Annotated in this window: 16 protein-coding genes; 3 read left to right on the top strand and 13 right to left on the bottom strand. The window is 44.8% G+C overall.

Translation table 11 applies throughout. The features are described 5' to 3' along the window. Nucleotides 1-4: 4 nt before the first annotated feature. From MKY19_RS01530 to MKY19_RS01490, 9 genes are all read right to left on the bottom strand, one after another. A complete protein-coding gene (locus MKY19_RS01530; RefSeq protein WP_042184215.1) occupies nucleotides 5-1,048 on the bottom strand; it encodes an ABC transporter ATP-binding protein in 1,044 nt (347 codons plus the stop codon). Next, nucleotides 1,045-1,848 carry an ABC transporter permease subunit gene (locus MKY19_RS01525; protein WP_042184213.1) on the bottom strand — a complete coding sequence of 268 codons (804 nt, stop codon included), beginning with the start codon at nucleotides 1,846-1,848 and terminating at the stop codon, nucleotides 1,045-1,047. Before MKY19_RS01525 ends, MKY19_RS01530 begins: the two co-directional genes overlap by 4 nt. Continuing rightward, nucleotides 1,845-2,768, bottom strand: a complete 924-nt coding sequence (locus MKY19_RS01520) for an ABC transporter permease subunit (RefSeq protein ID WP_042184211.1) — start codon at nucleotides 2,766-2,768, stop codon at nucleotides 1,845-1,847. The genes MKY19_RS01525 and MKY19_RS01520 overlap by 4 nt, the downstream gene beginning before the upstream one ends. Nucleotides 2,769-2,860: 92 nt before the next feature. After that, nucleotides 2,861-3,973, bottom strand: coding sequence for an extracellular solute-binding protein (locus MKY19_RS01515; RefSeq protein WP_076285102.1), 1,113 nt, complete (start codon nucleotides 3,971-3,973; stop codon nucleotides 2,861-2,863). 193 nt (nucleotides 3,974-4,166) lie between these two features. Then, a complete protein-coding gene (locus MKY19_RS01510; protein WP_339799832.1) occupies nucleotides 4,167-4,946 on the bottom strand; it encodes an ABC transporter permease in 780 nt (259 codons plus the stop codon). Nucleotides 4,947-4,961: 15 nt separating this feature from the next. Beyond that, complete coding sequence (locus MKY19_RS01505; protein WP_339799830.1) at nucleotides 4,962-5,738, bottom strand: ABC transporter ATP-binding protein; 777 nt, start codon at nucleotides 5,736-5,738, stop codon at nucleotides 4,962-4,964. An 11-nt stretch (nucleotides 5,739-5,749) separates the two neighbouring features. After that, nucleotides 5,750-6,781: an ABC transporter substrate-binding protein gene (locus MKY19_RS01500; protein WP_339799828.1), complete on the bottom strand. Its 1,032-nt coding sequence runs from the start codon at nucleotides 6,779-6,781 to the stop codon at nucleotides 5,750-5,752. A gap of 22 nt (nucleotides 6,782-6,803) precedes the next feature. Next, nucleotides 6,804-8,258, bottom strand: a complete 1,455-nt coding sequence (locus tag MKY19_RS01495) for an aryl-sulfate sulfotransferase (RefSeq protein WP_339244383.1) — start codon at nucleotides 8,256-8,258, stop codon at nucleotides 6,804-6,806. A gap of 28 nt (nucleotides 8,259-8,286) precedes the next feature. After that, entirely contained in the window at nucleotides 8,287-8,853 is a 567-nt protein-coding gene (locus MKY19_RS01490) for a MarR family transcriptional regulator (protein WP_231573460.1), read from the bottom strand. A 382-nt stretch (nucleotides 8,854-9,235) separates the two neighbouring features. Between MKY19_RS01490 and MKY19_RS01485 the strand changes: the two genes are divergently transcribed. The 3 genes from MKY19_RS01485 to MKY19_RS01475 are packed head-to-tail and all read left to right on the top strand — an operon-like array spanning nucleotide 9,236 to nucleotide 11,734. Next, a complete protein-coding gene (locus MKY19_RS01485; protein ID WP_042184202.1) occupies nucleotides 9,236-9,982 on the top strand; it encodes a metal ABC transporter ATP-binding protein in 747 nt (248 codons plus the stop codon). Then, entirely contained in the window at nucleotides 9,975-10,817 is an 843-nt protein-coding gene (locus MKY19_RS01480) for a metal ABC transporter permease (RefSeq protein ID WP_339799826.1), read from the top strand. The genes MKY19_RS01485 and MKY19_RS01480 overlap by 8 nt, the downstream gene beginning before the upstream one ends. Beyond that, nucleotides 10,814-11,734, top strand: a complete 921-nt coding sequence (locus tag MKY19_RS01475; RefSeq protein ID WP_339799824.1) for a metal ABC transporter substrate-binding protein — start codon at nucleotides 10,814-10,816, stop codon at nucleotides 11,732-11,734. The genes MKY19_RS01480 and MKY19_RS01475 overlap by 4 nt, the downstream gene beginning before the upstream one ends. Nucleotides 11,735-11,788: 54 nt before the next feature. Here the strand turns inward: MKY19_RS01475 and MKY19_RS01470 are convergent, their stop codons facing one another. The 4 genes from MKY19_RS01470 to MKY19_RS01455 form a co-directional block, all read right to left on the bottom strand. Beyond that, on the bottom strand, nucleotides 11,789-13,258 hold the full coding sequence (locus MKY19_RS01470; RefSeq protein ID WP_339799822.1) for a stalk domain-containing protein: 1,470 nt from the start codon (nucleotides 13,256-13,258) through the stop codon (nucleotides 11,789-11,791). A 34-nt stretch (nucleotides 13,259-13,292) separates the two neighbouring features. Beyond that, entirely contained in the window at nucleotides 13,293-15,020 is a 1,728-nt protein-coding gene (locus MKY19_RS01465; protein WP_339799820.1) for a FecR domain-containing protein, read from the bottom strand. After that, a complete protein-coding gene (locus tag MKY19_RS01460; protein WP_339799818.1) occupies nucleotides 15,017-16,777 on the bottom strand; it encodes an adenylate/guanylate cyclase domain-containing protein in 1,761 nt (586 codons plus the stop codon). The genes MKY19_RS01465 and MKY19_RS01460 overlap by 4 nt, the downstream gene beginning before the upstream one ends. Before the next feature lie 414 nt (nucleotides 16,778-17,191). Then, nucleotides 17,192-23,065: an S-layer homology domain-containing protein gene (locus MKY19_RS01455; protein WP_339799816.1), complete on the bottom strand. Its 5,874-nt coding sequence runs from the start codon at nucleotides 23,063-23,065 to the stop codon at nucleotides 17,192-17,194. Nucleotides 23,066-23,188 lie beyond the last annotated feature (123 nt).

Here is a 23,188-nt window from a genome sequence, read left to right as displayed (position 1 = left end):
CTACTCACGCTCCTTCTCGCTCTAAATGTAAAAGCTCGGAAGGGTTCAGCGCCAATGTGACTTTGTCCCCTTCTCCAACCCGCAGCCAGCGTCCATCATTTAAAAGATCAACCGTTAAGCGGATTCCTTCAGCCTCAACCGTACATCGAATAATATTGCCTAGCACAGACACCGATTTAATCACTCCATTCACCAGTTGTGCTCCGGCTGCAGCCTCCTGCTGACCCGCCCCATCATGCAGTAACGTTACGGCTTCGGGGCGAATAGCAAAGCTGTCCATCCCACTATCTATTCCGTGGAACAGCGCCATCACCTCTGGCCGAGTCAATACGTTATAACTGCCCATGAACCGAGCAACGAACTCTGTGCGCGGCGCGGTGTACAGTCCTTCCGGTGTTCCATCTTGGACGATGCGCCCACCGTTCATAATGCAGATGCGGTCGGATAGAATCAGCGCTTCTTCCTGATCATGCGTAACGAATAAGGTCGTCATGTTAAAGCGCTTCTGAATATCACGAATTTCGGCACGTAGATTCTTACGAATCTTGGCATCAAGTGCACTCAGGGGCTCATCCAGCAGTAATACTTTGGGCTGCACGGCTAGAGAACGGGCCAGCGCTACCCGCTGCTGCTGTCCACCGGAGAGTGACTGCGGGTAGACATCCCGCTTCTCCTCTAGATCGACTAAAACCAGCAGTTCCTCGCAGCGGCTACGTCGGGCGGCTTTGGACAAACCACGCATCTTCATTCCATACTCAATATTTTGGCTCACCGTCAGATTAGGGAATAGAGCATAAGACTGGAACACCATTCCCACCTCGCGTTTACGGGGCGGCAGATTTGCCAGATCTTTATTCTCTAGAAGGATTCTGCCGCCATCCAGCTCCGAAAGGCCAGCTATGCAGCGAAGTAACGTACTTTTCCCGCAACCGGAAGGTCCTAGCAGCGTCACAAGCTCCCCTTCACGAATCTCCAAATCTATATTGTCTAGCACACAGGTCTCACCAAACATTTTGAGTATTCCCTGCAGCTTCAGATAATCGTTCATCCCTTAACGCCTCCTCCCATCTTTTTGCCAAGCTTCATTAGTACCATCGAAAGGACTAGAATAAACAGAAAATACGAGATGGCAATCGCACTGGCTAAATGTCCGCTTTCACCCATTCTTTGATATAGATACACCTGAATCGTCTGAATATGCCCGCCAACTAGCATGTTTGTAAGGACAAATTCACCGAACAGAACGGAAAATGATAATAAGGTAGAGACGATAACGCCAGGCCAGATATTTGGCAAAATCACATTCATAAAAGCCGTTCTGCGGCGGGCTCCAAGCAATTCTGCGGCATGCAGCAGTTCTACGGCGTTAACGGTCAACAGACTATTGCGAATGCCCTGATACATATAGGGAAGAATGACCACAAAATAAGCCCCCACCAATAAATAAGCTGTTCCAGCGATATCAAAGAGGCCAGAGGAATAGGTACGAATAAGTCCCACCGCAGCCACTACACCAGGCACCGCATAAGGCAGAACAACAATCACTTTCATAAAGCTCTCCCAGCGCGGAAAATAAATGGTGATGACAAAAACAGCTGGCAGCATCACGGCCAGACTCAGCACCACGCTAATCAGGCATAAATACAGCGAGGTCCAAAGCGCCTCCAAAAAACGAATGTCCTTAAACATTTCTCCAAACCAATTCAGTGTCCAAGCTTGAGGCAATAAGGTATTTTGCCAGTCCTGCGCGAAGGCATAAATACCGGTTGCTAACAGTGGAAGTAATAAATACACCATGAGCATTAGCATGAAAGTGCGCGGAGCGAAGCCTGCTTTACGTATATTCATTGCCCCACCTCCTCACTAGCTGCCGTCCACAAGCGCCGAGAAGATTTGGTTTTCACATCCGGTTTACTGAGAGCTTTAGCTCCAAATCTCTCCGTTCGCCGAACCATCAGATGATTCAAATAGACGGCCAAAATCGTAGTCAGACCCAGCAGAACAGCAAGCGTACTCCCCATTTCTGGCTGAGTAACCACATCTCCAGCAACCAGTGAACCGATACGTACCGCCAGCAGATTATAATTCCCGCCAACCAAAGCATATGCCGTTGCATAAGCACCCATCGCATTGGCAAACAGTATTCCCAGTGTGCCGAAGATCGCCGGAGTTAGAATTGGCAGCCCAATCGTCTTCCAGAACTGCCACGGTCCTGCTCCCAGCAAGGACGCCGCCTCTCTCCACTGCTCACGAATTCCGTAAAAGGATGGATACAAGAGCAGTAAGGCTAATGGAACCTGAAAATATACATACACCAGAATCAGACCAGACCAGCTATATAAATCAAAATCGGTAAAAACACTCCAGCCCCATTGTTTGAATAAGAGCGTAAACACTCCATTGTTACCAAGCAAAATAATATACGCAAAAGCCAGCGGAACTCCTGCGAAGTTAGAGGTCATATTCGACAGCATTAAGAGTCTGTCTCTTACCCTCGGAGTGAACCGAGTAATACAATATGCACAAAAAAGTCCGACAATGATCCCTATCAGACTTGAGGTTAAAGAGATCAGCAAGCTGTTCTTGATTGCCTGCATGTAATAGGCACTTTGCAGTGCATGCAGGTAATTGCCTAGCGTAAGTCCAGTTCCATCTGCCTTTTGGAAACTTCCCGTCAGCATGGACAATACAGGCACCAGCTGAAATGCCAACACCATCAGTGCAAACGGAATGAGTGCCAGGATCACACCGCGGCTTTTCTGTTTCAACTTCCTCACTCCTTGTCGCGGGAATAGAACAAGGGCACCTTACGGCATCGTAACGAAGGCGCCCTGTTTCTTTTTTTGGGGGAAGAACAATTCTAGTTCAAATGCACAAGCACACGTTCCTGCCATAACTGTGGAATGGTCTTCGCTGTTTCTTCCCATACCTTGTAATCGCCAACAGGCTTAGCGTTAACATACTCCTCTTTTGGCAGCAGCTTAGCCGCAACATCATCCGGCAGTGTTACACTGTCACGGATCGGACGAGCGTACCCTTTGGCAAGATTAATCTGTCCTTCATCACTAAGGATGTATTGACGTGTCAGCTTCGCAGCGTTAGGATGCGGCGCATATTTGTTGATGATCGTTGCATAACCGCTCACCACACTGCCTTCCTTCGGAATGGCTACCGCGAAGCCATCTTTGTTGATCTGATCTCTATAGTTCAAAGCGTTGAAATCCCACAGCAGGGTAACTTCTACTTCCCCTTTTTCAATGTTGGCAAGAGAAGCTTCTGCATTGGAGAGACGTCCTTTTTTAGCTAAATCTTCGAAAAAAGCAATCCCCGGTTCAATGTTCGACTCATCGCCACCAAAAGCAATCGCTGCGGCCAATACAGCCATCTGCGCTTGAGCAGCTTTGGTTACATCACCTACGATGATTTTGTAATTTCCGTTCTTCAGATCTTCCCAGCTCTTCGGTGGATTAGCCACGAGCTTGGTGTTTGTCAGAAACGAAATCGTCCCTTGATAGCCGACAATCCAATTCCCGTCCTTATCCTTAGCCCAATTAGGGATCTCATCCCAGTAGGTCGTTTTATAAGGTTGTGTTACTCCTTTATCCACGGCAACCGATCCAAAAGCGATACCTACATCTCCGATGTCAGCCGTTGGTTTATCTTTTTCCGCATCAAACTTGGCAATTTCCTCCGCGCTCGACATATCCGTATCTGAATGTGTAAGACCATACTTACTACTCATATCACTCCATGTATCCTTCCAGTTCGCCCAGGAATCCGGCATTCCCACGCTGATAACACTGCCCTCTTCTTTAGCTTTACTCTCGATCTCGGTCAGACTTAATTCTTTGGTGCCAGCATTTCCATTCGTTGATTCGTCAGCCTTAGCCGAATTTCCACAAGCAGCAAGCAACAGGACGAGCAAGGATAACATTAGACCCATCGATAATTGATTTTTGATCCCTTTTTTCATGATTTCCCCTTCACTCCTATTTCTTATTTGCGGGCTTCTCTATGCTCCAACTGTTAGGCACCCAATTGCAGTATAGGCGTGTACTATTTTCGCGGCATTAAGGAGGATAGGAATATTTGTAAATAAAAAGTAAACATACCAAAAAACCACCTGATCCACTCAGGCGGTTCTCGTGTTTATGCTTAAAGCTATACTACCTTCTACGCGCCGCCACACTTACCACGCCGTATCTATAGAGCACTTTCTTGCCGAACCAGCCAAATAACCGATCCGTGAAAAAGCCCATAAAGCCAAGACAGAATAACCCTACAAAGATCCAATCTGTCCGGAAAAACAATCTGGAATTCCAAATCAGATAACCTACACCTTCGTTCGAAGCAATCATTTCCGCACCGATAATCGCCATATACGAGGTTCCCATCGCTAACCGGATGCCTGTAAAAATATACGGTATCGTCGCCGGGACGATCACATGAATCAGAATTTGCCACTCACTGGCGCCCATACTACGGGCTGAGCGGATTTTATCCTCCTCTACGGACATCACACCGGTCAAGGTATTCAGCACCACAATAAAAAAGGTAGCGTACATAATCAACGCAATCTTCGACTGCTCCCCAATGCCAAACCACACTAGAAACAATGTAATGAATGCAATCGGCGGGATAAAACGAATAAAGTTCAGAAAAGGCTCTGCAAAGATACGAATCACATTCACCTTTCCAATAACCAGACCTACGGGAATCGCCATTAAACTGCCGAGTACCCAGCCAATTAGCACCCTGTAAAAGCTAATCCCGATATATTGCATCAAAGTTCCGTCTTCCAGAAGTTCCCGACCACCCTTAAGCGTACTCCACGGTCCAGGGATCACATCAGGACCGTAGATCACTGCCCCAAGCTGCCAGACGCAGAGTGCGGCAATCCATAGTATGGATACAGAAACCCATTTCTTTTCCACCCATTCCATCATCTGTCCCACCCTATCCTATTCTTTGAAATGGCTCTGAATCTGGTTGTATAGCGAGTAAAATTCCGCTGAGGCTATGTCCCGTGGATAAGGCAGCGTATTGTCATAAATGTCCGTGATGTTAGAGGAAGGGCCTACAGACATAATGCCGATCCGTTCCCCCAACAGCAAGGCTTCCTGAATATCATGGGTTACAAAAATTACCGTCTTATGCGTCTGTTGCCAGATGTTGACCAGTTCTTTCTGCATCGTCCTCCGGGTCATCGCATCAAGCGCACCAAAGGGTTCATCCATCAGCAGGATCGCTGGATCATTGGCAAGCACCCGTGCCAGCTGAACACGCTGCTTCATGCCTCCCGATAACTCCTTCGGGAACTTCTCCTCATGCCCGTTCAGTCCTACAAGTCCGATGAACCTATCCGATATCGTGCGCCGTTCAGCCTTTGCGATTTTCTTCATTCGCAGTCCAAACTCCACATTCTCTCGAACCGTTAGCCAAGGGAATAAAGAGGAATCCGCTTGCTGAAATACAACTGCCCGATCTCTGCCAGGCTTATTCACCTCTTCGTTATCCACCCGAAGGTTACCGCCAGATTTGGAAACAAATCCGGCGATCATATTCAGCAGCGTCGACTTTCCGCAGCCACTTGGACCGAGTAGAACGAAGAACTCTCCGCCTTTGATTACGAGATCCACATCTTTAATAATATAATGAACATCTCCAGCGGCTGACTCACTGTAGCTCTTGCGAAGCTGCTCAATATGAATGGTGTGCTGCTTAGCAGGTAATGACATGCTGAACCCTCCTATTTCTTATACGTGACTTCTTCCGGCAAAGCTTTGGTTAGCGGTTCAAGATTCAGCTTGCTATCCAGATCGAAATCCTTCTCAATGATTCCATTGTCGACCATATATTTCTTCTGCTTCGTCAGACTGTCATAAGCCGCCTGTGTGAATCCGAGCGCCCATGGATTGTTCGGAAGATCTTTAATCGTCGATTCCTTAGGCTGCTTCACTTCCTCGTACATCAAATCAGCAACCTCATCTGGATGAGCCTGGGCATAGCCCCCTGCTTCATCCACTGCTGCGAGAAAGTTCGCGATCCCCTCTGGATTTTTCGTTACAAAATCATTCCCTGCTACAATGCCCATCCCTAACCGCACGGTTGTTTTGGACATATCCGTCAGCTCATGTACGCCTGCAAGGGCACCCAGCTTATCATTAAGAACTGAACCATAGAACCATGCACCATCCACAGCCCCTTGCTTCAAAGCGATATAAGATTCGTCAAAGGCTCCCTGCCCTATCAATTCCACATCACTGAGCGCGATGTTATGCTCTTTTAAATATTCATCCCAAAGGTACGGAATGAAGGTTCCACGAATAAAGCTCAGCTTCTTGCTTTTCAATTCCTCAGCTGTCTTGATATCATCCTGTACGAACAGCTTCCATTCTGTAGAAGCTTCATCTGTCGCCAGACCCGCAGAGGCGATGATAGCGTAATCTCCTTTCGACACTGCGTTCAACAATGGAAAATCGGCCCCGAAAGCAACATCTACCTGTTTAATGAAGAGTGCATTTACACCTTCTGCCGGGGAACCAAAGTTGACTAGTTCGGCGTCTATCCCGTGTTTGGCGAAGATACCTTTATCTAATGCCACACGAAAGGTTGGATTCGTATTGATGTCAGCGATTTTAATCTTCAATGTCTCTTTTTTGCCGTTCAATGCTCCATCTTTAGAGGACGACGCATCACCTTTGGAGCTGCAACCTGATAATAGGATAACAACGGATAAGGATAAGAGCAGAAAGCTTGAGCTGATCCATGACTTTTTCACAACGACATCCCCCTCAAATGTATTAGTTGGCTTTGCGGCTACTACCTTCATCAGTCGTCGCCACACAAGCAGCCCCCTCAACAAACGGCAGGGTTGTTGCCACGTTCACTACCGAATCCGATCCCTTAGGTGCAGCTCCTGGTACTCTGAACTGCGTGACATCTATCGGCTCAATCGCTTGTTCTTCCGGCTTCTCCAGCTGTGGTACCCACGCATAAGGCACACGATAGGAACGGTAAACCATGTTTGTATTTCTGGAATCGTTATACGGTGAGATATATTCCCAGACCAGTTCATGCTCTGGCGTAACCTCGAAAAGTCTACCGTTAGATCCTTCCGTTATTAAGGTGTTGCCATTCGGAAGCCGCTGGGCTGAGCTGATATAAGGACTGTAGAATTTGTAGGAATCCGTCGGAACGGAGAAGCCTGCTTCTGCCGCGGTATACTGCCATTCAATTTCGAGTGTCACTGGATTAATCTCTAGAATTCGAGAGTAGTCGCGAAGTGCATTTTTTTGCCCAAAGGGTGAAGATGGATTGGGAAGACCATAACCGCCCCAACCTCCGTTATCAAATACGAGTAGGTTTCCTTCTCCCGGCAAGCCCTTCGGAATGATGTGCGCATGATGCTGGCCAATGATCCAATCGATATGCTTCAATTCTGGCAGTGAGTAGTCTGGACCAATTCTCCACACGATGGCCCCGGTACGCTTATCTGTAATTGCGATAATATTCGCTTCCCTTGCATCCCAGATCACGTTATCTGGATGGAAACGCTCATCGCCTGCATCGTAAAACTTATTAGGTCCTACATACGAAGCTGAATTGATATGCAACCAGTCACCGACACCGCCCCCCAGATTCCCGAAGGAGCGTGAGTTAGGATCACGGAATAAGACGTTTTTCGCCGCTTCATCAAAACCTAGCTCTGCAAAATGTTCATTTGGGGCCCACTCCCAAACGATATTCCCTTCCCAATCCACTTCGATAATCGTGTCATCCAGCAGCTGCTTGTCGGAGATTTGGTGGTTGTAAATATTTTTGTGAGCGAGGATTAGGGTTTTGCCACCATCTACCTTAGGCTCTAGCCCTGGTGCAAAATAACCCACCGGATTGCCTTCGCGCTGATAGTCATGATGCTGGCGGGCATACCAGAGCGGTTCATAACCCGGATCTTCTATATGTTCATAGCTGTTATACTTCCATACGATGTTACCGTCCCAATCGACCTGCACCAGATCTACATTATCCTGAATGCCAAATTTGGGATCTCTCCTTCCTGTACTGCCTAGCACATAACCACCAGGGAAGATTTTAGCCGGAAACCCGAGCAGTCCCTTCCACAGATGCACTTCTTTACCGTTCATATCAATCAGTACAACACCTTCTTCACCCGCTTGAAATACGGTATAGCCACTCCACGCTTTGCTCGGATTAAATACGGTTGCTCCAGTTGGAAATATGGTTGAATGTCCCATCGTTCATCTCTCCTACATTTAATTTATTTTAATAGCTAAGATAATTACTTTTCTTTGTGACTGCTCGTGGCTTCTGTTCAAGGTTTGGAGAAGCTTCAGCCTCAGCATTCTCCTTCACCAGCTTCAGCAAGATGTCTGAGAATCCTTCGAGATTACTAATGATCCGCTGATAAAAGTGACTTTGCTGCACCAATTCCTCTTCCGTGAACCCCTCAAACAGAAGCGAAATACATCGTTCCCCAATGTTGCTGTTAAGCTCTGCCATCTTCCGGCCTTTGTCTGTGATGTCCAGCATCACCGTCCTGCGGTCCCCTTCCTTACGTCTGCGTACAGTAAATCCGCCTGCCTCAAGCTTATCGCTCAAAGCTGTGATCGCACCTGACGTAAAGTCCAGTTCATCTGCTAAATCCCCAAGCCGCTGTTCACCCTCGCGAATGATTTTATGTAGAATCAGCATGCCGGGTAAAGAGATGCCTGCTACTGCAACCTTATCCCGTTCCTTTACAAATCTACGGACCATCTTGCGGAATACCCAGTCCGTCTCCTCCAGCTGTCTCCAATACGTATCGCTCATTCTTACCTCATCTCTCTCCATAGCCAACAAAAAAAAGACTCCCAGCACAACTCCCAGGCAAGGGAAAAGTGCGGGAGCCTTTGGCGGTCCAATCGGCTCAGATAAATTATTTCACTGTTCATTTAATTAGTGTTTAAGTATTGCTGATATCATATAACCCTTTATTCCTACCTGTCAAGTATGTATTTTTAATTCTAAAAAAATCACCCCAATACCGGTGCAGATCGCATGCTTGTACTAATTCAAAATCAAATAAGTTCAAGCTTTTTCATTGACATTTTGCCCATTGTTAAATATATTGTACCTAAGAATAAATGTTTACCTAGGGAAACAAATTAGATAATTAAAATAAATGTTTCCAATAGGAAACAAATCAATAAATTTCAAGACGAGGAGCTTTTTAATGATTGAAATTAGAAACCTAAACGTGGATTATTTCGGTAATTCAGCGCTAGAAAATGTAAATATCGACATTCCCTTTGGGTATACCATCGGAATTATCGGGCCAAATGGTGCAGGAAAATCGACATTCATTAAGTCATTGTTAGAAGTAATCAAGAAAAGAAGCGGAACGGTGAGGGTAGAGGGAAAAGACATTTCTGAGTATAAACGGAAGATCGCATATGTACCGCAAAAAAATGATATTGACCTTACTTTTCCAATCACAGTGAACGATACAGTGCTAACTGGAACCTATCCAAACTTAAGAATCTTCCAGCGCCCCGGAAAAAAAGAGCGGCAACGCGTCGAGGAATGTATGGCCATGGTAGATATAAGTGATCTTGCAAATAAACAAATTAGTAATTTGTCCGGAGGACAACTACAAAGAGTTTTTATTGCCAGAGCGCTTGCCCAAAAAGCGGATGTATTTTTTTTAGACGAACCTTTTGTCGGCATAGATCTAGTCAGTGAAAAAATCATTGTAAAACTGCTTAAACAGCTTCGCGAAGAAGGGAAAACCATATTGATCGTTCATCATGATTTACATGAAGTCGAAGAATACTTTGACAAAGTAATCATTCTCAATAAAAAGCTTATTGCTTTTGGCGATGTGAAAGACACCTTTACAGCCGACAATATCCTCAATGCTTACGGGGCTTCCTTAGGTAATCTTGTAATCAAAGGAATGGGGGGCGCCGAAAATGATTGATTATTTCTCATCATTATTAAACATTCCGATCTATGCGCTTAACGCCGGATTGTCTGCTATCATTCTTGGCATTGTTTCAGGGGTTTTAGGAAGTTTTATTGTACTCAGAAAAATGTCATTAATGGGCGATGCTTTGTCTCATGCTGTATTACCAGGTGTGGCGTTATCTTATATTTTAGGGATTAACATTCTTGTGGGAGCTTCATTGTTTGGACTTTTAGCGGCCATCCTCATTCAATTCATAACAAGTCGCAGCAATATCAAAAGTGATACCTCGATCGGAATTATTCTCAGCTCATTTTTCGCTCTAGGAATTGTCTTAATCACTTTCGCCAAGAGCGGGCTTGATCTAACCCATATTTTATTTGGTAACATTTTGGCCGTCCCGCAGTCTGAGTTAACGCAATCATTTATTATCATGCTTGTTGTTATTGCCATCATTTCATTGTTGTATAAAGAGCTGTTAATTAGCTCGTTTGATCCTGTCGTCTCTAAGGCATTTGGTTTAAAAACGGGATTCTATCATTATTTATTGATGATGCTGTTATCCGTGGTTACTGTGTCCTCATTATCTCAAGTTGGAATTGTGCTTGTTATTGCAATGCTAGTTATTCCAGCAGCTACATCATATCTTTGGACAAATAAGCTGATCCATATGATTATCCTGGCTTCCACCATCGGCGCTGTATCTGGAATTATAGGTGTGATCATTAGCTTCAGATTCAATTTACCTACAAGTGCCACCATTGTTCTAGTAGGGGTAAGTTTGTTTGCTATATCATTTATTATCTCGCCCAAAAATAATTTTCTAAGAAAAGGGGTTAAACAAGGATGAAAAAAACAATAAAGATGCTCTCTTTGACAATGTTCATCTTGCTATTTACCGCATGTTCAACCGTTAGTGAGGGAGAAGCAGACCATGACAAGTTGAAGATTGTTGCAACCTACTCCATTATCGCGGATATGACCGAAAACATTGTAGGGGAAAAAGCTGAGGTCTATAGCATGGTTCCCATCGGAACAGACCCGCATATGTACGATCCATTACCTAAGGATACAAGTAAAGTATCTAGTGCAGATTTAGTTTTTTATAACGGATTGAACCTGGAAACAGGTAAGGGGTGGTTCCAAGACCTTCTTGATGTCACTAATAAAAAGGATGTCGCTTTTGCCGTCTCAGATGAAGTAACTCCAATGTACCTAACAGAAAAAGGCAAAGAAACTCAAGAAGATCCTCATGCCTGGCTTGATGTTCAGAATGCTATTAAATATGTAGATATCATCACTAAACATGTAATCGAAAAAGATCCGGACAACAAAGAATTTTATCTGAATAACCAATCAGAATATGTTAAGAAACTTAATGAATTGGATCAATATGCAAAAGAATCGGTAGAAAAAGTCCCGCAGGAGAAACGCATTTTAGTTACAAGCGAAGGGGCATTTAAATATTTTTCAAAAGCCTACGGATTTGAATCCGCATTTATTTGGGAAATCAATACCGATAGTCAAGGAACTCCAGAACAAATGAAAAATATAATTAAAATCATTGATGAAAATCAAGTGCCGGCTTTATTTTTGGAAACGAGCGTTAATCCGAAAACAATGGAAACCATCTCCAATGAAACGGGTGTACCGATACATTCTAAGATTTTCACCGATTCTTTAGCTAAGAAAGGCGAAGAAGGCGACACATACATTAAGATGATTAAATGGAATATTGATAAAGTCGTTGAAGGATTGTCGTCATAAAAAAAGGCTGTCGAGATTTTTCTCGACAGCCTTAACTTTTATAATAACGAACCATTATTGGCCACTTTCCAGCACAATTGCGTGACTGTCCTCATCATAAACCTGCATAAAAGCTGAAACCGTCGGCAAATATTCAGCTGCCACATATAAAGTGCCCTTTATGTTTTGCACATTAAGGCTTGCATCTGGCTTTAGGGAAAGTGTCCACTCCCCTTTGCTAATCATCGTCTCTTTGCTTGCCGAATCCCAACGAATGTCCGCTCCCCATGCGCTAAATAGCGCTCTAACCGGTAAATAAATTTTACCGGATTGCTCAAGTGATAGATTGTTAGTATTCAATTTCACCTGTACTCCGTCCAACCATACTTGCATGTCCTTACCCGCTGGTAGTAACGAGACTGCATCGAGCAGATCACCCTCGCTACGCAGTGGCTTAAGGGCTTGCAAATCGAGACTCAATACCTTCAGCTTGTTATTCAGCGTATCCGTCACATACAATTTCCCGGAAGCAAACGCAACACCGGAAGGCTGATTAAACATCACTTTATCCAATGCTCCAACTTGATCTCCCAAGGTGCCCTGCCCTGCAACTGTGATGACTCTTCCATCTTTCTGAATGGCCCGAACCCTATGGTTCAGACTATCAGCAATCAGCAAGACTCCATCGGCATAGGCCAGTCCACGAGGACGATTGAACAGCGCAGACAGACGATCTCCATTGTGGAACCCTCCAGCCATATATCCAGTCACTGGATCAACTGTCGTTGCTTTGCCCGCAAAGGTCTCAACCATATTGCCTTTAATCAATCGAATCATCTGATTCCCACTGTCAGCCACATAGAGATTACCGGTTTCATCGAACACAAGACCCACGGGCTCATTAAATTTGGCCGAAGCTACCGAACCATCTAAATAAGCACCAATATTACCCTGCTGACCTGCAAAAGTTGTCACAATACCTTCCGGTGTAACTTTGCGAATCACATGATTCAGCGTATCGGCTACATATACATTGTCATTACTGTCTATTGCCAATCCACCCGGCGCGTTAAACTGCGCGGTATTGGGTTGTCCATCTTTATAGCCAGCCGCTCCCGTTCCTGCGAAGGTATATACTTCTCCATTCTTAATTTTACGGATGACATGATTGTCGGTATCACTGATATAGATAATGCCTTTACTGTCAGCAGCGGTATACGTCGGATGATTAAACAAGGCCTTTGCACTCTTCCCATCGATATGTCCTTCTGCACCTTGTCCAGCCACTGTCTGCAGCTTACCATTACTCCACTTGCTGATAGTACTGCTTCCGGACTGTACGATAATGAGGTCATTGCTGCCAGATACAGCAGTCAATCCCCATGGCTGTTTAAGAGAGAGTACAGCGTTAGAAGAGATATTCTGATTTATACTCCCTTGAACGTTGCCGCTTACGGGTTGTACTGCCTCTGCGGTAACGATGCTAGATTGTACTGCGCTTATGAGCATAAATCCACAAACGATGGAGATGAGTTCCTTTTTCATTATGTTTGTTCTCCTCTCGAAGGTTATTGCGCCTTTAAAATAACAAAGATAATCTAATCTGGAGGTTGTCTACTACTACCTCTACAGGGCCGTTTTCTGTATCTTCAATCCTCACGAGAGGAATGGTAACGATATAAGGTTCGGGAAATAATCCATTCAAGAACTCCGGAGTAAGTTTAAGCACAAAAGTATTCTCACCGTTCCGCTCCAGTACATAATCTGTATCTTCTAGTGGAGATGGATCTCCTAGATCATATTCATAACGATATCTAATCTCCCCTACATCATAACCCAGCGAATGGATGATAAATTCTGGTACTTCACCTTCACCTATAGGGCCAGTATGGTTAAAATAACTCGGAGTGATCATTCCCTTGTAGGTAAAACCGCCATCTGCTATCAGTTGATCCTCTTCCTGTACTTCACCCCCGGAAAGAGCATTCTTTAACAAACCGCCGTTTATCTTGATTTGAACGAAAGAGCTATAAGGAAGTGATTCACGCAGCTGAATGTGAAGCTTATTCTCTCGAATATATACCTCACCTAAATCGAGCTTGTCCTCACTTTGATTCAAAGTAACACTCACCCCATCCCTCGCAGCATTAGGATTAGAGTCATCTGCGATATTAAAGACTAACGGTGCTGTAAACGGCAAAACAATCTCATTATCACGGACGAGATAGTCATAGATATGTTCTCTAAATTCCTGCTGGTCTAGCTCAGGCGCACCTAGCGGATTAGGTGTTGGCTCCGGTGTTGGTACCGGCGATGGTGTTGGCGTTGGTGTTGGTGTTGGCTTTGGTGTTGGTGTTGGTGTTGGTGTTGGTTCCAGCGTCGGCGTTGCTGTTGGCTCCGGCGTCGGTGTTGACGTCGGTTCCGGTGTCGGCGTTGGTGTAGGTCTCGTCGGCGATGTTGGTCTCGTTATATCTAAGGGAGCTGAACTAGATAGATCATAGTGAATCTGAGGTGGAATTGTTGGAATAGGCGGACTTGAGTGAACGGGCATAGCGGCTTTTATTTGCTCGAGTAGTTGCTCGATTTTTTTCTTAGCCGATTCGAATTCTAATACCTCTTCTTCGTTCAGATATTTCAAATGCTGCTCTAGCGCAAATTGTGGTAATGCATTTAGGGACAACTGCGACTCTATCCATTGTTGATTCTCCATAATTAACTGCTGGGAGGCTGTTATCATACGCTCAATCAGCGTGGGATCAATAGTCGAAACTACATGAACCGTTCCTTCCAGAACTCCCAGATAATCGCCGTTATTCCCTACCCCATTATTAAGGACTACGTTACCTTGGCTATTAACGCTAACAAAAAACTCTGTACCCATAACGCCCATAATAGCCGTTGGTGTCTCAATCTCAAAGCGAGAATCGCCATCCAGTTTCTTTTTTACCTTGATCAAGACTTGTCCGTTTTGCAGCTTTAGACTTGTCTTACCGCCCAATGCCTTTGCGCTTTCTACTAATTGGCTAATGGTAAGCGTAGTACTAGCTCCGATCGTAACTTCTTTGTTAGCATCAAGATCGAGGCTAATTTGCCCATCATTGCCTGTTATAATCGTATCACCTTGGGTAATCGCCATTCCTTTAAAAGCGTTGAATTTCTTCGTTCCACCGCTCTTTTTCACTTCAGACTTGCCTGAGACCGCAGTTATTTTCCCAATTTTTACGCTATCCTTCGCCTCTGTGACAACTGCTGGCCAAAGAATACTGAACAATAGCATAAACGACAGTGTAAGCTTTAACGACCTCATCTCAATCCCTCCAGTTCATAGACACTGATTCCTTGTTCCTTGCCCTTTACCTTGATCTCTCCTAATGAAACGGCTGATACTCTATCTTTTACAAAAGCGTAGGTAGCCTCACTGATGAGGATTTGTCCAGGCTTCGCATTGCTTTCCAGACGGGCTGCCGTGTTGACGGTGTCGCCAATCGCTGTATAATCCATCCGGGTCTTGGAGCCGATATTCCCGAATACAGCTGGACCAGTATGCACCCCGATACCGAATTTCACTACAAGACCAAACCGTTCGAACAGCTTTTGTTCCACCGCAGCCGAGCCTTCCTTCATCGCCCACGCCGCCTTCACCGCTTGCATTGGATGATCCTCCAGCAGCAATGGAGCATTAAAGATCGCCATCGTGGCATCCCCGATAAACTTGTCCAGCGTGCCATCATACTTAAAAATACAACCCGCAGTCAGATCCAGATACTCATTCAGAATCTCAACAATCTCCTCTGGTTCAGCAGCCTCCGATAACGGAGTGAACCCGCGAATATCAACGAATAACAGGGTTAGCTCTCTGCGGCTTCCTCCCAGCTTCAGCCCTTCTTGACCGTTCTTGAGAATTTGATCGACAACCTGCGGGGCAACATATCGACCAAAAATATCCGTAACTCTACGTTTCTCCATCAGTTCTTCTAAATATTGAAAAGCTATTACGATAATACAACTAACGATTAGAAAGGGAATCACATAACCCAGTGAAATTACTATCCCTTGGTCATAGAAAAAACGACCTGCAAAGATAAGAAGGGCAATTATGACCACAATGACCGCGTAGGAATATAGCATCTTCACTTTACGGAATAGTAGATAGGCTAGGAGCGCAACAAAAAGTAACACTACCTCGTTCCACTTCCAATCCAGTACCCGCTTATAATTATCGTCCAGTAGAGATTGAATGATATTTGCATGAATTTCCACACCATATAACGTATTTTTTCCGCTAATTGGTGTTAGGAAGTCATCCTTAAACCCTGTAGCATAGGGCCCTATAAGCACAATTCTATTCTCAAAATAAGATGGTGGAACCTCTCCGCTAAGAACCGCCGAATAAGGAATCTCCTCAAAGTCGCCATTGCCACCTGAATAAGGGATATAAAAGCGCCCAAAGTCATCCAGTGGGAGTTTCTGCGGATCAGCAGTGCCCCCCATCGCCTCTCGATATTTCTGGTAGACCGTCCATGACAAGCTGTGAATAGACTCCCCTTCATAGTCAAAAGAATAAAGAGCCTTACGCACCACTCGATCAGTATCGGTAATAGTATTGATATGGGCGGTTGCAGCCGCAGCCTTCCGCAAAGCCTCAAACGGCTGGGATAGCTCCAGCGCTTCGATCTTTCCCTGCTCGGTATTTGGCGCAAATGTGCCATATACCGGCAAAACAACATTCTCCGCACGGGCCACAGCCGCAGCGAATTCTGTATCCGCCTCCGGGTCCTCCGAGCCTACAGGGAACGTAAGGTCAAAACCGATCACTGCTGGATGTCCCTCGGAGAGCGTATCTAACAGCTGTGCATGAACATTTCTGCTCCACGGCCAGCTGCCAAAGTCCTCCAAGCTCTGATCGTCTATCCCGATGATAGCAATCGTAGTATCCACAGACCGCTCGTGCTGCATCACGCGGTCTTGTAACAGATGATCAATGGAGTCAAGACTTCCTCTATACAGTAGAACCGCAAAAATCACCGTAAGTAGAAGCAAAATATGTGCTAACTTTACTCTCAAGGTTCGTTTCTCCAATCTATGTATTATGGAATGAGTCCGAGCCAGCGCTATAATAAGCGTTCAAATACGTTGGTAATTGATAAGCAAAGAAGAAGGGGGCAGTGGATAACAGAATAAGGAATATAAGCAATCGTGGATGAATATCCATTCCTGCGCCAATTGGAAGAAGTGCCGTAACAAGGAGAATAACTGCCGGATCATCGTGAATAACTAGTGTAACAACGAAAGATATTATTATGACTGCCAGCAGGAAGCTAGATTATGTCTATTAAAAATTTATTCAAAAATATTATATATGAAAAATCATATGAATAGTAAGAATTTCCTGCTTTGCTAGAAGAAAAGGAATATAGAGTGCAAAAAATGACAAAAAGCAGGCCAGAGTTACCTCTGCCTGCCTTTGCCATACTATTCTTATAAATTGATTATTCCATATAACAGTTTTGCAATTTCAGCACGGGTTACTTTGCCACGAGGATCGAAATGATTGTCGCCCTTACCGTCAAGGATTCCCTTAGCTTGCAATTCACTTACCGCTTGCTTCGCCCACTCTGATACGCTGTTTATATCCTTAAAGCTTGCAGTAGCAGCAATGGAAGACTGCACTCCAGCTTTGTATTGTATTAATTTCTGCAGGACAACAGCCGCTTCTTCACGTGTAATTGCATCTTTAGGACGGAACTTGCCATCACTGCCTTGGATGAGTCCAAGCTGGACAGCTTTGTCTATCGATGATGCATAATAAGCATCTTTTGATACATCTGCAAAAGCACCATTCCCCGTAGTTTCACTTGTCTCATTCAATCCGAGTGAACGAATGGCTAGTGTAACAAAATCTGCACGGGTTACATTCGCTTGTGGACCATAGTGCGTATCGTCGATACCCTTAATCACATGCTTAGCCGTCAGCTTGGAAATGTACAGTTCTGCCCAGTGACCAGCGGTATCACTAAATTGCTTATGGTATTCCAGTACCGCAAAGGAAGAGAAATGATCTGTTGTAAAGGTAACGGTATTGCCTTTAAACACTCCACCCAAATATTCCAAGGTACTGCCATTTACATAATAGACACCCGCAAAATCTGTATCAAGCTTAGCAAGCTGTTCCTTCGTCAGCGTCAGGGTAATCGTAACAGCACCTTTAAACTGATGAATAGCCGTTTCTTTGCCGCCTGCTGTGGTACTGAGGTTCAGCGTCACGGTTGCCTTGGATGGACTCATTCCAGCGACATTGCTTTGTACAGCTGTCGTAGTTGTATCAACGCTCAGCAGCAGCATTTCACTGCCGGCCGGGATCGCTGGTAAAGAGCTTGTTGGTACGCTAAATGTAACGCTGGAAGATACAATATTCAGATTCAGCTTCTTGTCGGCAGCCTGTTGGATGCTCGTTGCATCAAGTGCAATTCTAATCTGATCTTGAGCCGAGGTTGCCCCGCCTACGCTAATCTTTAGGCTTCCCCCTGTAGCAGCTTCCTCTATCAGCTTCTTCAAGGCTGACGGATCAGCTGTATACGTTCCATTACTTCCTAATGCCAGTTCAATGTTTCCTTTTCCCGCTCCAGGTGTGGCTGTAGGCGTTGGAGTCACTGTTGGCACTGGCAAAACTACTGGAGGTGCCGATGTCACCTCTGGTGCTGGTGTCGGCGTTACTTCTGGCGATGGCGATACCTCTGGTGTCGGCGTTACCTCTGGTGTTGGTGTTGGTGTTACATTCTCTTTCCCAGTGTAGAAGCCCCAAATGTCTGAAAGCACACTGCCAGAGTTATCATCCTCGACTTTTGTATACCACTGATAGTAGCTTTCTGGATTTAGCTTACTCCAAGTGACCTGAGTCTCCGTACCGCTCTCTACTTGCTGCTGGGTCGCGATTGTCTGATCACTGTAAACCTTAACTCCAATGTAATCGGTAGCTACACGTTTTGTTACAGGCTGCAGATCGAGATCTAGTACGAACTCATCTTTGCCCGGGAACTCATTTTCATCATAATAATTATAATCATCCAAGTAAGGCGAATAAGTCTTCACACGAAGCTTGTTGTTAGCTACATCGAACTGAAGCAGACGAATATAACCAAGTCCACCCTCTTCGGCACCTTGATAATCTGCCAGCATTTGATATACACTGCGGTCCGCAATGCCATCTCCATTATCATCCAACTCATCTACCTTAAGCTCCGCATCATGATAATGACCGGACAAAGCTGCGATTACGTTCTTGTTAGGTTTTACAACCTTTTCAAAGATCGTATCGGCAATCGGTGCGCGGTTATTAGATACGAGCAGGTATTCATGAAGACAAAGAATCGCTTTACGTTCTGGATAACGAGCAACGATCTCATTCATCCATTCAATTTCCTCTTCAGCCAGTCCCCAGCCCATATATACGATAATGAAGTCATTTCCGTTCGCAGATACTAAATCATAATGGCCCCGGTTGTTGTCATAGGATCCGCCAAAGGTTGGCATGTCCTTAAATCTCCATTCCCCAAAGTATTGCCAGAATTTCGTGTAATCTCCGGTTTGATGGCCTACATCATGATTACCCGCAAGAACACCATATGGAATACCTGCATCCTCGAGTACCTTCATATCCCGATCGGCTTCTTCCCATTCATATTCCTGATAGGATTTGTCCACTACATCTCCGGTATGAATTACATATTTCAAGTTCAAATTATCCTTATTGTCGGCAATCCACTTTACATTTTTCTGATAAATGTAAGGGTAGCTTTGAGAATAATATTGCGTATCAGACATCCATACAAAAGAAAAATCATAGGTATCCTGCGTAACTGTAGGTGCAGTCTTAGTCGCGGACGCAATCTCATCCTGAACCATGACAGCAATGCTACCTCCACTAGCGAATTCTCCAACAGTCACCGTAGATTTCAGTTCAAAATCCTCAGTACCAGCAATCAAAGTATCCAGCAGTATCCACTTCTCTTCAGCAGGACTCCACGCGTAGAGACTTACTTTACGACCTGGTAGTGAATTACCCTTCCATTCAATATCCACACGATCTGAAGCCTTCACCGATTCATCCAGCTTAATTTCATAGCGCTGATATGGGAATTGCAGGGCCGCATCGTTAATTAAGTACTGTCCGTCAACTGCACTTATTTTGCTGTATTCGTCACTGCTAAGCGCTTGTTCGCCCGCAGGAACGGATTGCTTCGGCGGTTCTGTATCCGATGCGTTCTTAAATCCAGTAAATCCTTGCTCTGGATGGTTACCATCGTACTTGAAGCCTCTATAGAAGGTAACATCCATCTTATCCTGATTAGGATCTTCAACCTTAACCTTCAAAGTTGGATTCGTACCCACACCAATCTCCCAGTTCTGAGGTGAGATCAGGAGTGGTGCAAATGGATTTTCATTCGGTACGTGGAATGTAATTACATTTTCCACCTGATTACCTATCTTATCCAATGCGGTGATAGAAAGCGTATGGTCTCCACCGGACAACTTTCCGGATGAAGTAGCATAAGGCAGTTCAATAACATTGCCGTCCAGCTTCACGCTAACTTTATCTACACCTGCGTAAGTATCCTTGATCTCAGCAGTAATTACGAAATTACCACGATAAGTTTTTCCATCTTCAATCGATGCTTTAATAGATGGTGGCGTGTTGTCTACAACTACGTTTGACGATACCTTGGATCCACCTTCGGTCACTGTTATTTTATGTTCTCCGTCCGTTACTTCTGTAGTATTCCAGTTATAAGCCTTCGAACGGAACAAATCAGATTTCAGATCGAACCGGAAGCCGATGGATTCATGCTTACCTGCGCTGTCCCCCATCTTAATTTCTTTATCACGTTCTGCATAAGCAGGGTCCCAAACTTCAGTACCGTCTGCAAGTAATAGGCGCACATTCTTTACTTCAAAATCATCTTTATTCTCCTCGGGACGAGGGTCAAAAGGCGATGATTTAGAGCCCGCCCGAATGTAGATCACATTATCCTTGCCCACTTGCAAAGCGGCAGAGGAGATCGGGAAGGTCAATGTCGTATACGTAGTAATCGGGTCCATAAAGGTGTATAGAATACTCGCATCCCCTAATTCTTCTGGTCCCATGGTGATACCGTTTTTGAAATAATAATCTACATTCTTCGCATCAAATACAAAGTAAGCATCATTCTCAAGCGCGGCATATACCTCGTTATTGCCAAGCACCTTATTGTCGATGCTCAGGCCCACTTCATCAGCCTTTGCGGTAGCAGAGGTTCCTTTTACCGTCATAGAGCCATTAATGAATTGCCCATCCTTCACATTCAAACGAAGTGATGATTGATCTGGACCACCTGTAATTTTCACTTTCATTACCGGAGATTCAGTCTCATTTGTGCCATCGGAAACGACGAAATAATACTGTATTTCATTTCTGCCGATCAAATCAGCAGACGACAATTTATAATGATATAAGCTATCGTTAAAGTCTTGGGATAGATTATGGCTGACAAAATCAGGCTGCTTATCCGAAGCTACCCTTACTTCTACAGACGTAACGGCTTTATTGTCATCCGCGAAAGCCTTCAAATCCAGACTCATCGACTGATCAATCTCCGTTACAGCAGTCAGATCATTTACCGTCGGATTTTCGGTATCCGGATCCACATGGATCGGTGTGTTAGGAAGCAGTGCAACATCTACCTGCCCTGGTGACGGAACCGCTGATCCTGTACTAATCTTGAGCATTTTACTTTGCCCATTCACAGGATACTTGTATAGAAGGGCTTTATTTTCTTTGGTGTCGTCACCTTTAGCCCCACCATCATAGGTAAGATCAGCATCATAATACGCAGAGGAAATTTCTTTCTCGGTATTACTTTTGATTACGACGGCCCGGCGGCCAGAGTTCGCCATACCATCGCTTTTGATTTGAAAGAGATTTGTGCCATCCATCAGATTAGTGTTGAATTCTGCATTAAAATCACTAGCGGTGTATGTACTGTTAGCACTATTAATAACCCAGAACACTACGGACTGCTGTGCAGGAATTACAAAACTCTCTTTCGTAGAGGGCCACTTCACATCGGAAGCATTGCCTTTATCAGGATAGCGATAATATATCTTGTAGTTTTTAAAATCAATCGGTGCATCAGTATTGTTATATACCTCAATGAATTCAAAAGCATCGCTGCTCGTTCCTTTTACATTCGTCGAATTGGGCAGCAGCTCTGTAATTAACAGCGGCGGCACATTATTCGAATCAAATGCAGGCAGGTTCACATGAACAGAATAGCTCTCTGTTACATTGTTTACACGAATGCTGTAGTGCAGTTCTGGTTCTTCCAGTGCAGCCGCAGGAATCACGGCCGTATATTCCCCCTCGCCTTTTGAGGTCATGGTGATTACCGTATCTTTCACCTGAGAAGGAGAGCCGTATTGCAACTTCACTACCGGTAGCGTTCCGTCTGGTCCAATCTCTAGGTTCGTAATCTTCGCGGTGACGGGAAGATCCGCTGGATCCACACTGCTCTGCGAGTGGTGTTCAATTACCGGTTGCTTGTCTCCAGGTACTAGCTCAGGCAGTTGCTCTGGATCTACGGTTCCTGGTGTAGCCGCAACCGTTCCCGAAATCGCCATGAGACTCATCATAGAGCTGTCGGATTGCGAATACTTATAGAAAATCCCGTTGTTTTCCTTCACCTGTTCTTTTCCATAAGAAGCAGAGACAATAAGAGCATCTCCTGCTTTACTTTTAATTTGTAAGTTGCGCGCAGAAGCGTTGGCCATACCACCGCCACCGTTAATACGGAACAGGTTTACACCTTCCTGAAGAGATGCAGAAGGATTAAAGTTTTTGATGAAATCCTCGGCAGGAACACTCAGATTATTGCCGTTCATAATCCAGAAGACGATATTTCCATGCGCTGGTATGACCGCATCGCCGTTTGGTGTCCAAGTATCTTTGTCATTATAAAAGAAATAATAATCCTTAAAGTTAACCGGCTCGTCCGTATTATTGTAAACCTCAACAAATTCGTAACCATCTACAGAGCTACCATCCGCGCCTTTTACATTTTTAGTATCCGGAACAACCTCTGTAATAAGTAAAGAGCCTGGATTGGTTGGTGTCGCGTATACATCTGTCATTACAGTCGGTTGACTTAAAAGCGTGTTGAGCTCAACCTGTTCATCAAAATGTGCTCCTAATTCGGAAGATGTCTGCTCCGTATCCGGCTGCTGTTCTTCCGCATATCCTGCTGGAACCATGATCCCCAACATCAAACTACTTGCAATTACGCTGGATAGAAAACGTTTAGCTTTTGCTGTTATTCTCAAAACTCCGAACACTCCCCGTAAGTTTGATTGTGACCCTTCTGCATAAATATGCAATTTAGATCATCTGGAAATTATACTAGGGGTATATTATCGCTATATCATTTCAATGTTAAATCTTTAGGT

The organism is Paenibacillus sp. FSL R5-0744, from assembly GCF_037972555.1.
Lineage (GTDB): Bacteria > Bacillota > Bacilli > Paenibacillales > Paenibacillaceae > Paenibacillus_AQ.
This window is presented reverse-complemented; position numbering and strand designations above follow the sequence as displayed.

Coding starts and splice junctions, on each gene's coding strand:
- MKY19_RS01510 (WP_339799832.1), bottom strand. CDS start 4,946: ATGATGGAATGGGTGGAAAAGAAATGGGTTTCTGTATCCATACTATGG.
- MKY19_RS01470 (WP_339799822.1), bottom strand. CDS start 13,258: ATGAAAAAGGAACTCATCTCCATCGTTTGTGGATTTATGCTCATAAGC.
- MKY19_RS01475 (WP_339799824.1), top strand. CDS start 10,814: ATGAAAAAAACAATAAAGATGCTCTCTTTGACAATGTTCATCTTGCTA.
- MKY19_RS01480 (WP_339799826.1), top strand. CDS start 9,975: ATGATTGATTATTTCTCATCATTATTAAACATTCCGATCTATGCGCTT.
- MKY19_RS01525 (WP_042184213.1), bottom strand. CDS start 1,848: ATGAATATACGTAAAGCAGGCTTCGCTCCGCGCACTTTCATGCTAATG.
- MKY19_RS01465 (WP_339799820.1), bottom strand. CDS start 15,020: ATGAGGTCGTTAAAGCTTACACTGTCGTTTATGCTATTGTTCAGTATT.
- MKY19_RS01515 (WP_076285102.1), bottom strand. CDS start 3,973: ATGAAAAAAGGGATCAAAAATCAATTATCGATGGGTCTAATGTTATCC.
- MKY19_RS01505 (WP_339799830.1), bottom strand. CDS start 5,738: ATGTCATTACCTGCTAAGCAGCACACCATTCATATTGAGCAGCTTCGC.
- MKY19_RS01485 (WP_042184202.1), top strand. CDS start 9,236: ATGATTGAAATTAGAAACCTAAACGTGGATTATTTCGGTAATTCAGCG.
- MKY19_RS01530 (WP_042184215.1), bottom strand. CDS start 1,048: ATGAACGATTATCTGAAGCTGCAGGGAATACTCAAAATGTTTGGTGAG.
- MKY19_RS01490 (WP_231573460.1), bottom strand. CDS start 8,853: ATGGAGAGAGATGAGGTAAGAATGAGCGATACGTATTGGAGACAGCTG.
- MKY19_RS01495 (WP_339244383.1), bottom strand. CDS start 8,258: ATGGGACATTCAACCATATTTCCAACTGGAGCAACCGTATTTAATCCG.